The sequence below is a fragment of the Streptomyces sp. Ru72 genome, assembly GCF_002920635.1.
GTDB lineage: Bacteria > Actinomycetota > Actinomycetes > Streptomycetales > Streptomycetaceae > Streptomyces.
The window spans coordinates 72,339-85,970 of sequence record NZ_PQSR01000019.1; the positions used below are offsets into that span (position 1 = coordinate 72,339).

The 13,632-nt window shown below is 71.0% G+C and carries 8 protein-coding genes; 3 read left to right on the forward strand and 5 right to left on the reverse strand.

The annotated features are described in order from the left end of the window. Positions 1-20 precede the first annotated feature (20 nt). Positions 21-2,075 carry a PhoX family phosphatase gene (locus C3488_RS12275; protein WP_103839415.1) on the reverse strand — a complete coding sequence of 685 codons (2,055 nt, stop codon included), beginning with the start codon at positions 2,073-2,075 and terminating at the stop codon, positions 21-23. 312 nt (positions 2,076-2,387) lie between these two features. On the opposite strand from C3488_RS12275, the gene C3488_RS12280 reads away from it, so the two are divergent. After that, a complete protein-coding gene (locus C3488_RS12280) occupies positions 2,388-4,151 on the forward strand; it encodes a VWA domain-containing protein (protein ID WP_103839416.1) in 1,764 nt (587 codons plus the stop codon). 164 nt (positions 4,152-4,315) lie between these two features. After that, complete coding sequence (gene metG / locus C3488_RS12285; RefSeq protein ID WP_103839417.1) at positions 4,316-6,031, forward strand: methionine--tRNA ligase; 1,716 nt, start codon at positions 4,316-4,318, stop codon at positions 6,029-6,031. Between the two features lie 67 nt (positions 6,032-6,098). Here metG and C3488_RS12290 read toward each other — a convergent pair whose 3' ends face one another. Both C3488_RS12290 and aspS read right to left on the reverse strand, forming a co-directional pair. Further along, positions 6,099-7,034 (reverse strand): hypothetical protein, encoded by a 936-nt coding sequence (locus C3488_RS12290; RefSeq protein ID WP_103839418.1) that lies wholly within the window; start codon positions 7,032-7,034, stop codon positions 6,099-6,101. A gap of 203 nt (positions 7,035-7,237) precedes the next feature. Then, a complete protein-coding gene (gene aspS / locus C3488_RS12295) occupies positions 7,238-9,001 on the reverse strand; it encodes an aspartate--tRNA ligase (protein WP_103839419.1) in 1,764 nt (587 codons plus the stop codon). 219 nt (positions 9,002-9,220) lie between these two features. Here aspS and C3488_RS12300 point away from each other — a divergent pair, with 219 nt between their 5' ends. Further along, positions 9,221-11,386, forward strand: a complete 2,166-nt coding sequence (locus tag C3488_RS12300) for a SpoIIE family protein phosphatase (RefSeq protein ID WP_103839420.1) — start codon at positions 9,221-9,223, stop codon at positions 11,384-11,386. Between the two features lie 70 nt (positions 11,387-11,456). On the opposite strand, the gene C3488_RS12305 is transcribed toward C3488_RS12300, so the two are convergent. Next, positions 11,457-12,509: an AI-2E family transporter gene (locus C3488_RS12305; RefSeq protein ID WP_103839421.1), complete on the reverse strand. Its 1,053-nt coding sequence runs from the start codon at positions 12,507-12,509 to the stop codon at positions 11,457-11,459. 80 nt (positions 12,510-12,589) lie between these two features. Next, a complete protein-coding gene (locus tag C3488_RS12310; protein ID WP_103839422.1) occupies positions 12,590-13,570 on the reverse strand; it encodes a pirin family protein in 981 nt (326 codons plus the stop codon). Positions 13,571-13,632: the final 62 nt, after the last annotated feature.

Genomic DNA, 13,632 nt, shown 5'->3' on the forward strand with positions numbered 1-13,632 from the left:
TTCTCAACCGGCGTACGGCCTCAGACGCCGATGTTCCGGCCGTCCGCGCGCCACACCGCGACGACCGCCGGACGGACGATCTTCCCGGGACCGTCGGGCCAGGTGCTGGCCGGCTTCTCCACGGAGGCGCCGTCGATCTCGCCCGGGTGCTGCACGGCCACGACCACGCGCCGGTCCTGCACGATCGGCCCGCACGTCTCGGCACCGGTCGGCACGGTGAGGAACTGCTTCAGCTCACCGCGCCGGTCACCGCTCGTCGCCACGCCGAACAGGCCGTCGTGGGAGCCGAGCTGGTTGCCGTCGGTGGAGATCCACAGGTTGCCGTGGGGGTCGAAGGCCACGTTGTCCGGGCAGGAGATGGGGCTCACCCCGTCCTTGGGGAACCCGGCGAAGTAGGTGGACGGATCGGCGGGGTCACCGGCGACGAGGAAGACGGACCAGGCGAAGGCGGTGCTGTCCGGCCGGCCCCGGCGCTCGGTGAGCTCCAGGATGTGCCCGTGCTTGTTGGCATTGCGGGGGTTGGCCTCGTCGGCGGCCGCGTGTCCGGCCTTGCCCCGGTTGGAGTTGTTCGTGAGGACGACGTACACCTTGCCGGTGTGCGGAGAGGGCTGGATGTCCTCGGGGCGGTCCATCTTGGTGGCACCGACCTTGTCGCCCGCCAGCCGCGTGAAGACGAACACCTCTTCCGCGGTCATGCCCTCGACGTGCGAGACGGCCCCGTGGGCGGTGGCGGTGGCGAGCGGGATCCAGGTTCCGGACCCGTCGAACTCCCCGTCGGCGGGCAGCTTCCCGCTCCCGTCGATCTCGGCGGCCGGCGAGTCGCCGGTGAGCCTGGCGACGTACAGCGTGCCCTCGTCGAGCAGGGACAGGTTGTGCTCCCGCACGGCCCGGGAGTTCCCGTGCCGCATCCGCTTGCTGCCGACGAACTTGTAGAAGTAGTCGAACCGCTCGTCGTCCCCCGAGTACACGACGGGCCGTCCGTCCTCGGTGAGCCGCACGGTGGCTGCCTCGTGCTTGAAGCGGCCGAGGGCGGTGTGCTTGCGGGGCGTGGAGGTGGGGTCGTACGGGTCGAACTCGACGACGTACCCGAAACGGTGGGCCTCGTTGGGCTCCCGCGCGATGTCGAACCGCTCGTCGAACCGTTCCCACTTGCGCTCGGTGGCCCCGGTCCCGATGCCGTACCGCTTGTCCGTGGCCCGGCTGCCGCCTGCGAAGTACTGGTTGAAGTTCTCCTCGCCGTGGAGGGTGGTGCCCCACGGGGTGGTGCCTCCGGAGCAGTTGTTGAGGGTGCCGAGGACCGTGCGGCCGGAGGGGTCGGCGGAGGTCTTGAGGAGCTCCGACCCCGCCGCCGGCCCGGTGAGCCGGAACTCGGTGGTGGCGGTGACGCGGCGGTTGAGGGGATGACGGGGGACGGCGGTCAGGCGCCCGGTGCGCGCGTCCTCCTCGACGACGACGGCGGAGAGCCCGTGGGCGGCCCAGGCGACCTCGGCCTGCTGCCGGGTGGGGTTCTCCGGGTCGTACCCCCGGAACATGATCACTTCATCGGTGTACTCGTGGTTGGCGACGAGGAGTTGGCGGCGGTGCTCGCCCGGGAGCGGGAGGAGGGCGAGGAAGTCGTTGTTGTACCCGAACTGGCCTGCCTGGGCGGCGGCGGTCTGGTGCTCGGGGTCGAAGGCGGGGGCGCCGCGGAGGATGGGGTCGCCCCAGCGGATGACGATGTTCTGACGGTAGCCGTCGGGGACGGTGACGGCGTCGGCGGTGTTGGGCGCGACGGGGGTGAAACGAAGGCCGCGGGCGGCGCCGGTGCGGGCCGGGGCGGCGGCTTCGGCCCGCGGGGCGCCCGCCGCGAGCGCGGCCGTACCGGTGGTGGCGGCCACGGTGACGACGGCGGCGGCGCGGAGGGCGGAACGGCGGCTGAGGGCGCCGGTGATGACGTCGCCGACGTACGCGTTGGAGCTGGTGTTGGGCACCTCGTGGAAGCAGGCGTCACCGCACCGGAAGCGGCAGGTCAGGGCGGACCGCCCGCCGGGGTGCGAACCGGACGGCGTGCCGATCAGCGGCAGCAGTTTGCGCACTTTACTCTCCCCATACGAACCCTTGGTGTGGGCGTGACGCTAGGGGGATCGGGTGTGCGGGAGCAATGCAGCGGGATGAACGATCGGTGAACCGGATGGAACCGTACGGGGGTTGGGCGGCACTCGGCGTGGCGTGCCGCGCGAACCGAGCCGTCTCGCCCCCGAGGATGTGTAACGGCGGAATCGCGGTATTGACAGGCGGCGGTTCCGATGTTCGGACGGTACCCGGAATCGCCGCCTTCGGCCGCTAACCTTACGTGTCCGTCCTGGCCAGGGATTGACGGGCATCAACTCACGCGAAGGGTTGCGCACATGGGCATTCTCACTCTCCTGCGGAACGCGTTCGGCCGCTCACGCAAGGGTCGCTCCGCCGAGGAGGAGCCCACGCGGGAGCCACAGGTCCCGGCCCAGCCGACCGAACCGAAGCTCACGGCGACGGCCGCGGAGCCCGCGGTACCGGCGCAGTCTTCGGGCCGTACGGACGACGAGCACGAACTGGTGGCGGCGGCGTTCGACAACGTGACGGTACCGAGGCAGCCGACCTCCAGGGACGAACCACCGGCCACGGAGACGCCGAAGCGGACAGCGACAACGGAGCCGACGGCTGAGCCCCAGGCCGACACGGCGACCGACACGGCGACCGAGCCGGAGACCCAGGCACAGGCCGACGCAGCGCCCGACACGGCCACCGAGCCGGAGACCCAGGCACAGGCCGACGCAGCGCCCGACACGGCCACCGAGCCGGAGGCCGAGGCACAGGGCGAGGCGGCGACTGAGCCGGAACGGGAAGCCGAAGCGAAGCCGGAACCGGAGCCGGAGCCGGTGGCCGAGACGGAGCCCGAGGCGACCCCCGAACCCGAGCCCGAGACGCAGCCCACCGCCGAGGCCACGGCAGAAGCCGAGGCAGACCCCGCGCCTCAGACCGAAACAGAGCCGGAAGCCGAAGCCAAGCCGGAACCGGAGCCGGAGCCGGTGGCCGAGACGGAGCCAGAGCCTCAGCCGGAGCCCGACGCGGCCCCCGAACCCGAGCCCGAGACGCAGCCCACCGCCGAGGCCACGGCAGAAGCCGAGGCAGACCCCGCGCCTCAGACCGAAACAGAGCCGGAAGCCGAAGCCAAGCCGGAGCCGGTGGCCGAGACGGAGCCAGAGCCTCAGCCGGAGCCCGACGCGGCCCCCGAACCCGTGGCCCAGGCGGAGCCCGCCGCCGAGGTGACGGCAGAGCCGGAGGCCGAGACACCGGAACCGGCCACCGCCGGGCAGCCCGCGACCGCCACCACCGACGCCCCGGCAGACGCCGACGCCGAGGAGGCCGCACAGGAGTCACCCGCATCCGACACCACCACCCGCACGGGTGGTGCCGACGGGAACACCCCCGCCGAAGGCGAAGCCGAGGCGCAGCCCGCCCCCGCACCGCGGACGGACCGCCGGCCCGAGCCGGAGGCCATCGCCCCCGGCCTCCTCACCGCCTACAAGGCCGCCGCCGCCGTCCTCGACGACCGCCACCTCACCGGCACCCGGGCCAAGGTCTACCTCGTGCTCGACCGCTCCGCCTCCATGCGCCCGTACTACAAGGACGGCTCCGCCCAGGCCCTCGGCGAGCAGGCCCTCGCCCTCGCCGCCCACCTCGACCCGGAGGCCACGGTCCCCGTCGTCTTCTTCTCCACCGAACTGGACGGCACCGGCGATCTCACCCTCGCCGACTACGAGGACAAGATCGACACCCTCCACGCGTCCCTCGGCCGTATGGGTCGCACCAGCTACCACGCGGCCGTGGAAGCGGTGATCGCCCACCACGACAAGTCCGAGAACCCGGCCCTCCCCGCCCTGGTGATCTTCCAGACGGACGGCGCCCCGGACGCGAAGACCCCCGCCACCCAGTCCCTCACCGAGGCCGCTAAGAGCCACCCCCACCTGTTCTTCTCCTTCATCGCCTTCGGCGACCCGGAGAACAAGGCATTCGACTACCTCCGCAAGCTCAAGACGGACAACACGTCCCACTTCCTGGCCGGTGAAACCCCGCGCGAGCTCACGGACGCCGAGGTCTACGAAGGGGTACTGGCGAACTGGCGCCCGTGACCCCTCCCGGACGCCCCCTCGGACGCCGCCCGCTTCTCACCCCCCAAAACGGGAAGCGGGCGGCGTACCCGTGTCGGCTACGATTTCAAGGTTCGTAGACGATGCGCAGCCGGCCCGAGGACCGGCCGTCGTCACCCCACGTATCGACCTGGGAGCAGCCCGCGATGGCTCGACACCTCATCACCAGCGCCCTTCCGTACATCAACGGGATCAAGCACCTGGGCAACATGGTGGGGTCCATGCTCCCGGCGGACGTGTACTCCCGTTACCTCCGCCAGCGCGGCCACGACGTCCTGTACATCTGCGCGACGGACGAGCACGGCACCCCGGCCGAGCTGGCCGCCAAGGAGCAGGGTCTCCCGGTGGACGAGTTCTGCGCCCAGGCGCACGACGCCCAGAAGGCGGTCTACGACGGCTTCAACCTGGCGTTCGACTACTTCGGCCGCAGCTCCTCCCCGCAGAACCGCGAGATCACCCAGGAGATCGCCCGCGAACTGAAGGCGAACGGCTTCATCGAGGAGCGGGCCATCCGCCAGGTGTACTCCAACGCCGACGGCCGCTTCCTGCCGGACCGGTACATCATCGGCACCTGTCCGCACTGCGGCTACGACAAGGCCCGGGGCGACCAGTGCGAGAACTGCACCCGTGTGCTGGACCCGACCGACCTGATCGACCCGCGCTCGGCGATCAGCGGCAGCAGCGACCTGGAGGTCCGCGAGACCAAGCACCTCTTCCTCCTGCAGTCGGCCCTGGCCGGCGAGGTCGAGGCCTGGGTGGACGAGCGCGCCGACAACTGGCCGGTCCTCGCCTCCTCCATCGCCCGCAAGTGGCTCACCGAGGGCCTGCACGACCGTGCGATCACCCGTGACCTGGACTGGGGCGTCCCGGTCCCGGCGGACACCTGGCCGGACCTGGCCGCCGAGGGCAAGGTCTTCTACGTCTGGTTCGACGCCCCGATCGAGTACATCGGCGCCACCAAGGAGTGGGCGGATAAGGACCCGGAGAACCGCGACTGGCGTTCCTGGTGGTGGGAGTCGGACGCGGACGTCCACTACACCCAGTTCATGGGCAAGGACAATGTGCCCTTCCACAGCGTGATGTTCCCGGCGACCCTGCTGGGCACCCGCGCGCCGTGGAAGAAGGTCGACGTGATCAAGGCCTTCAACTGGCTCAACTACTACGGCGGCAAGTTCTCCACCTCGCAGAAGCGCGGCGTCTTCACACACGACGCGCTGGAGATCCTGCCCGCCGACTACTGGCGCTACTTCATGATGGCGAACGCGCCCGAGTCGGACGACTCCTCCTTCACCTGGGAGCACTTCACGGCCACGGTGAACAAGGACCTCGCCGACACGCTGGGCAACTTCGTCAACCGCGTGCTCTCCTTCTCCCGCAAGCGCTTCGGAGACTCCGTCCCCGAGGGCGGCGCGCCGGGCGAGGCCGAGACACGGCTCGGCGAGGAGATCGCCCGCCTGCTCGCGGAGTACGAGGAGCACATGGAGGCCATCCAGTTCCGCAAGGCGGCAGCGGCGCTGCGCGCCCTGTGGTCGGCCGGCAACTCGTACCTCGAGGAGAAGGCCCCCTGGCTGGAGATCAAGACCAACAAGGAGGGCGCGGCCCTCACCCTGCGCACGGCGATGAACCTCATCCACCTGTACGCGGTCGTATCGGAGCCGTTCATCCCGACGTCCTCGGCGGCCATGCGCGCGGCCTTCGACCTGAAGGACGACACGGCGGCCTGGGTCACGCAGGAGGAGGCCAGGTCCCTCACCGCCGTCACACCCGGGACGCCCTTCACGGTCCCGCCGGTCCTGTTCGCGAAGCTGACGGACGAGGACCTGGCGGCGTACAAGGAGCGCTTCGGCGGCGAGACGGAGTAGCGGCGCCCGCCCACTGAAAGGGGCCCGGAAGCCGAAAGGCTCCCGGGCCCTGTGCGTCGCGTACCGCCTAGGGGGCCTCGGTGAGTTGAGTTCCTCGTTCGTCGTCGAACAGCTCCGCGACGTCCGACGCGTGGAGTGCCCGCCGGGCCCAGAGTTCGAGCTGCCGCAGATCCGTACAGCCCCGCACCCGCTCCCGGACGAAGTCCGGCACACGAATGCCGCGCCACTCCAGGATGCGCAATGTCATCTCGGCCTGAGCCTCCAACCGGCCCTCCTCCCGGCCCTGCTCCCGGCCCTCCTCACGGCCCTCCTCACGCACCTGCTCCGCCAGCGGATGCCGCCAGAAGTACTGGACCGCAGCCATCAAGTCCCTCCAGATCTCCTTGGCCCGGGGGTCGTCCAGGCATGAGTCGACGAACTGCACGAAGGCCGCCGCGCTCTCGGCGTCGATGGTGCGCAGAGCGGCTACCAGGGATTCCAGTATGGCCGCGACCCTCGGGCCACTGCCATGTGTCATCGCCGAGAGCACGGCGAGCGAAACGTCCCGCTCCGCCTCGCGCGCGTCCGCGATCAGCGGCACGTTGTGGGGGCCCAGCACCAACGGCCGTACCGTCATCGAAGGCCGGCCGGGGAGTCCCCGATGGATGGGCTCGGCCGCCCACGCGGCCGTGGCGCTGCTCTGCGTGATGACGATCAGTACGGGCTCACAACGGAACTTCTCGTACAAGTACGACAGGTAGTAGGGCCAGCTGCCCCGCTTGGCCTCGTCCTTCCGTCTCTGCGACTCGACGACCAGGAGGTACTCGCCCTGGTCCGTGCGCACCCGCACCAGCGTGTCCACCCGGCGTTCGACCGGCTCGACCTCCGTCAGGTCCACGTTCATGGCCGCGAACTCCAGCGGCTCGGGGAACGGGACGTTCAGCACCTGCTGCAGGGCCCGTGTCAGCAGCGCCGGGTCCTTCTGGAAGATCCGATGCAGCGCCTCGTGGGACGAGCTGACCATCCGCTCTCCTTTCCGTACGACGTGATCAACGCGCCACTCCGCACCGAGGTCACGACGAACGCCCTACGGCAGGGGCCCGGAACCGGATCGACCGGCCCGGGCCCCGCCTCCGGCGGGGCGACCGCCGCTGCTGCGTCTGTCCCCCACCCATGCGAAAGCGGCTCGGAACCGTCCGCCGGTTCCGAGCCGCCTCGCCGCGTCTCCTACTTCGCCTGCGGCTTGCGCACCGCGATGTGCAGTTCCCTCAGCCGCGCCTCGTCCAGCTCCGTCGGCGCGCCCATCATCAGGTCCTGCGCGTTGCCGTTGAGCGGGAAGGCGATCGTCTCGCGGATGTTCGGCTCGTCCGCCAGGAGCATCACGATGCGGTCGATGCCCGGGGCGATGCCGCCGTGCGGCGGGGCGCCGAAGCGGAACGCGCGGAGCATGCCGGCGAACTCGCGCTCGACCGTCTCCTCGTCGTAGCCCGCGATACCGAAGGCCTTGAGCATGATGTCCGGCTCGTGGTTCCGGATCGCACCCGAGGACAGCTCCACGCCGTTGCAGACGATGTCGTACTGCCAGGCCAGAATGTCCAGCGGGTCCTGGTTCTCGAGCGCCTCCATGCCGCCCTGCGGCATCGAGAACGGGTTGTGCGAGAAGTCGATCTTTCCGGTGTCCTCGTCCTTCTCGAACATCGGGAAGTCGACGATCCAGCAGAAGCGGAAGACGCCCTCCTCGAAGTGGCCGGCCCGCTTGGCCGCCTCCACCCGGACCGCGCCCATGATCTTGGAGACCTCGTCGAACTCGCCCGCGCCGAAGAACACCGCGTGACCGGCCGACAGCGACAGCCGCTTCGTCAGCTCCGCGACGTTCTCCTCGGTCAGGAACTTCGCGATCGGGCCGGACAGCGAGCCGTCCTCGCCGACCCGCACCCACGCCAGGCCCTTGGCGCCCTGCTCCACCGCGTACTCGCCGAGCTGGTCGAAGAACTTTCGGGGCTGCGAGGCCACCTCCGGCACCGGCAGCGCACGCACGTGCTTGCCCGCGAACGCCTTGAACTCCGAGCCCTCGAAGATGTCGGTGATGTCGACCAGCTCCAGCTGGGCGCGCAGGTCCGGCTTGTCGGAGCCGTACTTCAGCATCGCCTCACGGAACGGGATCCGCGGGAAGGGGGAGGTGACGTGCCGGCCGCCTCCGAACTCCTCGAAGATCTCCGTCATCAGCTTCTCGATCGGCTGGAACACGTCCTCCTGCTCGACGAAGGACATCTCCACGTCGAGCTGGTAGAACTCGCCCGGCGAACGGTCGGCGCGCGCGTCCTCGTCACGGAAGCAGGGCGCGATCTGGAAGTAGCGGTCGAAGCCGGAGATCATCAGCAGCTGCTTGAACTGCTGCGGCGCCTGCGGCAGCGCGTAGAACTTGCCCGGGTTCAGGCGGGAGGGCACGACGAAGTCGCGGGCACCCTCGGGGGAGGTCGCCGTCAGGATCGGGGTCGCCATCTCGTTGAAGCCCATCGCCGCCATCTTGTGGCGGATCGCCGAGATCACGGCCGTGCGCAGCATGATGTTGCGGTGCATGCGCTCGCGGCGCAGGTCCAGGAAGCGGTACTCCAAGCGCCGCTCCTCGTTGACCCCGTCCTCGGTGTTGATCGTGAACGGCAGCGGGGCGGCCGCGCCCAGCACCTCGACCTCGCCGACCTCGATCTCGATCTCACCGGTGGGCAGGTCCGGGTTCACGTTCTCCGCACCACGGGAGACGACCTTGCCGTCGACGCGGACGACCGTCTCCTTGGAGAGCTTGTCCAGGGCCTCGTACGACGCCGTGCCCGGGCGGGCGACGAGCTGCGTGATGCCGTAGTGGTCGCGCAGATCGATGAACAGGATGCCGCCCAGGTCGCGCCGATTGTGCAGCCAGCCGCTCAGCCGGACGTCCTTGCCGACGTCAGAGGCGCGGAGCTCGCCGCAGGTGTGGGACCTGTACCGGTGCATCGTCGTTCATCCAGTCTTCGCAGGATCGGGGTCTCACCGGGGCCGCTCGCCCCGGCGCATCCGGGCGGGCACGGCCCGGACCCATCAAGCGTACCGGCCGCCCCAACATCGCCTCGCCCCGATTCTTCCGGTGCGCCGGAATCACCGCGAACCCGCGCAAGATCGGCTCTTGCTCACTTTCAGTGGCACCTTGCGATCCCCTCTTCTTACAGTGGGGCAATGCGCACTGGTGAGCCCCTGCCCGCCGTGGGGGAGGTCCTGTCCGACCTCGCGACCGGCATGTGGCGCTACGACGCCGCCGCCGGGCTCGTCACCCTGGATGCCGAGGCCGCGCGGCTCGTGGGGCTGCCCCCGGAGCCGACCACGCTCACCGAGGCCCAGATCCGCTCCCGGTTCCACCCGGTCGACTGGAACGAGGTCGACGGGGTGGTCCAGCTCGCCCTCGCCGAGGGCACCATCGCCGAGGTCCGCATGCGGATCATGGACGAGAACAACCGTGTCGTCCGTATCGTCCGCAGCCGCTCCAAGCCGTCGCTCGACGCGCGCACCGGCGAGTACAAGCTGGTCGGCACCCTCCAGGAGGTCACCGAGCCCGTCCCCGGCGCCGCCGCCCGGTCCCCCGTCATCGGCGACTGGCGCCGCTCCCGCGAGGCGTTCCTGCTGGACGCGGGGCGCGCGCTGGCCGAGGCACGCTCCACGGAAGAAGTGCTGCGGGTCGCGGCCGGGCTGTCGATGCCCGGGTTCTCGCCGGACGGGCTGGCCGTCTTCGGGGTCGAGGCCGACCGCCTGACCGTCATCGGCCACCACGGGCACAAGCCCGGCGACGAGGCGCCCTTCACCCAGATGTCGCTGGACACGGACTACCCGGCCGCCGAGGTGGTCCGCACCGGCCGCGCCGTGTACATGTCCTCGCCCGAGGAGTACAAGGCCCGCTACCCGGCCTCCTGGCCGCTCGCCGCGCAGTTCAGCCGCCAGTCCTGGGCGTTCCTGCCGCTCACCGTCGCGGGACGCACGATGGGCGCCTGGATGGCGGCGTTCAAGCACCCGGTCGCCTTCACGCCCGACGAGCGTTCGGTGCTCACCACGGTCGCCCGCATGCTCGCCCAGGCCCTCACCCGGGCGGGCGCCGCCGAGACGGAGCGGGAGCTGACGGACGGGCTGCAGCGCTCGATGATGCCCACGCTGGGCCCGCAGATACCCGGCATGACGGTGGCCGCCCGCTACGTGCCGACCGGTGGCGGACTCCAGGTGGGCGGTGACTGGTACGACATGATCCAGTTGCCCGGGGGTGCCCCCTCCGGGGGAGGCCGCTTCGCGCTGACCATCGGCGACGTCCAGGGCCACGACGTGCGCGCCGCGGGCCTCATGGGCCAGCTCCGGATAGCCCTGCGCGCGTACGCCGCCGAGGGCCACCGTCCGGACGCGGTCCTCTCCCGCGCCTCCCGCTTCCTGCACGGCATGACCTACGGCGAGGACGGCGCCGACCTGCGCTTCGCGACCTGCCTCTATGTGGAGGTGGACCCGGCGACCGGGACGCTGGAGATCGCCCGGGCCGGCCACCCGGACCCCGCGATCCGCATGGCGGACCGCACCGTGCTGATGCGGCCGACCTCCGGCGGCCTTCCGCTCGGCATCGACCCGGACGCGGACTACCCGACCACCCGGCTCGTCCTGGAACCCGGCGAGACCATGCTGCTGTGCACGGACGGACTCATCGAGACGGGCGGGCACGACCTGGAGACCGGCTGGCGGCGGATACGGCGCATCCTCGAGGAGCACGAGGGTGACATGGAGGAGCTGGCCGACGCGCTGGTCCAGGCCGTGCACGGACCCTCCTCGCACTACGCCACCGGGCCGCTGACCGACCGGCGCGAGGACGACATCGCCGTGGTGCTGCTGTGCCGTGCGAGCGGGGCGGGCGTCTGCGGCGGCACGGTCACTCCGGTACTGCCGGTGATGCGGCGTACGGCGCTGACGATCGCGCAGGCCGAGCCCGAGCGGATCGCGGGCGCCCGTCAGCAGCTGCGCGAACTGCTGCACGACTGGTCCTCCGCCGAGCAGGTCGACTCGGCGGTGCTCCTGGCCTCCGAGATGCTCACCAACGTCCTGGTGCACACCGACGCGGACGCGCTGCTGGTCGCCGAGGTCTCCGGCGACGTCGACGGCCCGGGCGGCCGGGCCGGGCGCAGGGTCCGGGTGGAGGTCACGGACGCCAGCGACGACCTCCCGCACCGACGCCACCCCGGCGAGATGGCCTCCTCGGGCCGCGGTCTGGTCCTCATGGAGCTCCTCGCGGACGCGTGGGGCGTCGACCCCCGGGGCGAGGGCAAGAGCATCTGGTTCGAGCTGGAGGAGGAGCCGGGGAAGGAGGACGGGGAGGCGTAGGCGTACGGCGTGCGGGGCCCACGAGGCGACACGGGGTCGCGTGTCCCAGCGGCGGGTACCGCCGGCCGCTCTACGGGTCCTGTGAAGCCTCGGGGCGGTGCCCGTACCGCACCCGCAGCTCGTGCGACACGCCGAACGCCGCCGCCGTCGCCGGTACGGCCAGCAGCATCCCCAGGATTCCGGCCACCGACGCGCCGGCGGTGAGGGCCAGCAGCACCGCCGCCGGGTGCATCCGTACGGTCCGGCTCTGGACCACCGGCTGGAGCACGTGCCCGTCCAGGACCTGCACGGCGATGACGACGCCGAGCGTCCACAGCGCGATGACGAGCCCGCGGTCGGCGAGGGCGACCAGCACCGCCACCGCACCGGAGATGAAGGCGCCGAGGTACGGGATGTACGCGCCGATGAACACGAGCGCGCCGAGTCCGATCGCGCCCGGGACATGGAGGACCACCAGCCCCACGGTGATCAGGGTGGCGTCGATGAGAGCGATGACCGTCGTCCCGCGCATGAACCCCTCGACGGCCTGGAAGGCGCGCCGTGCCGTGGCCTCGAGGGCGTCGGCGGTGCCGTGCGGGGCGAGCGAGCGCAGCAGCCCGACGGCCCGGTCGGAGTCGCGCAGGAAGAAGAAGACGAGCAGCAGGGCGAGGACGGCCATCGCGAGGGACTCGGCGACGACGCTGACGCCGCTGATGACGTTGGAGGCGGCGGTCCCTGCGAACTTGCCCAGCAGGTCCCTGGCGTGGGAGGCCAGGTCGTCGAGCGAGGTGCCGGCCGCCCCGAAGTACCGCCCGAGCGACTTCGCGGCCCGTTTGAGCGAGGCGAGGATCTGGTCTCCGGTGTCGATGAGCGCGGTGACGATGATGTACACCGCCCCGCCGACCACCGCCACCACGGCGACACACGTGATCCCGGCCGCGAGTGACCGGTGCACGCCGACCCGCACGAGCTGCCGGTGCAGCGGCCCGAGCAGCGCGGTGCCGAGCAGGGCGAGGAGCACGGGTACGACGGCCGTACGGAACTGGCCGCACAGCCGGACCACGATCCAGACGACCCCGGAGACCAGCAGCACGACGGCGCACCAGGCGGCGAGCCGGCGGACGGGTTCGGGGAGGAGCTGCACCCCTTAAGCCGATCACGCCGAGGGCGGGCTGTCCTGTACGGACGGCCCGCCCGGGTGACGCGGTGTCAGGAGGCGAACGTTCAGGAACCCTGCGGGCCGCTGTCGGTCATCCCGTGGACCGCCGGGATGGTTCCCAGGCGCCCCTTCTGGAAGTCCTCGAACGCCTGCTGGAGCTCCTCGCGGGTGTTCATCACGAACGGCCCGTAGTGCGCCATCGGCTCACGGATCGGCTGCCCGCCGAGCAGGACGACCTCCAGGTCCGGGGTGTGGGAGTCCTGCTTGTCGTCCGCGCGGACGGTGATCGAGGAGCCCGCGCCGAACACGGCGGTCTGGCCGAGGCGGATCGGCCGCCGCTCCGCGCCCACGCTGCCGCGGCCGGCCAGGACGTAGGCGAGGCCGTTGAAGTCCTCGCGCCACGGGAGGGTGACCTCCGCGCCGGGCGCCACGGTGGCGTGGATCAGGGTGATCGGGGTGTGCGTGACACCGGGACCCTGGTGGCCGTCCAGCTCACCGGCGATGACACGGATCAGCGCGCCGCCGTCGGGGGTGGTCAGCAGCTGGACCTGTCCGCCGCGGATGTCCTGGTACCGGGGGGCCATCATCTTGTCCCTGGCGGGCAGGTTGACCCACAGCTGGATGCCGTGGAACAGGCCGCCGGAGACGACGAGGGACTCCGGCGGGGCCTCGATGTGCAGCAGGCCGGAGCCGGCGGTCATCCACTGGGTGTCGCCGTTGGTGATGGTGCCGCCACCGCCGTGCGAGTCCTGGTGGTCGAAGACGCCGTCGATGATGTAGGTCACGGTCTCGAAGCCGCGGTGGGGGTGCCAGGGGGTGCCCTTGGGCTCACCGGGCGCGTACTCCACCTCGCCCATCTGGTCCATCATGATGAACGGGTCGAGGTGGCGGTAGTGGATCCCGGCGAAGGCGCGACGGACCGGGAAGCCCTCGCCCTCGAAGCCGCTGGGCGCGGTCGTGACACCGAGCACGGGACGGGCCACCGCGTCGGCGGGTGCGACCACACGGGGAAGGGTCAGCGGGTTCTCGACGGTCACTGCGGGCATGTCGGTACCTCCTTGTGGTCCGAGTTTAGTTGACCGTTGAACTTTCTGCCACCCCGAAACGC

Coding starts and splice junctions, on each gene's coding strand:
- metG (WP_103839417.1), top strand. CDS start 4,316: ATGGCTCGACACCTCATCACCAGCGCCCTTCCGTACATCAACGGGATC.
- C3488_RS12290 (WP_103839418.1), bottom strand. CDS start 7,034: ATGGTCAGCTCGTCCCACGAGGCGCTGCATCGGATCTTCCAGAAGGAC.
- C3488_RS12310 (WP_103839422.1), bottom strand. CDS start 13,570: ATGCCCGCAGTGACCGTCGAGAACCCGCTGACCCTTCCCCGTGTGGTC.
- C3488_RS12280 (WP_103839416.1), top strand. CDS start 2,388: ATGGGCATTCTCACTCTCCTGCGGAACGCGTTCGGCCGCTCACGCAAG.
- C3488_RS12300 (WP_103839420.1), top strand. CDS start 9,221: ATGCGCACTGGTGAGCCCCTGCCCGCCGTGGGGGAGGTCCTGTCCGAC.
- aspS (WP_103839419.1), bottom strand. CDS start 9,001: ATGCACCGGTACAGGTCCCACACCTGCGGCGAGCTCCGCGCCTCTGAC.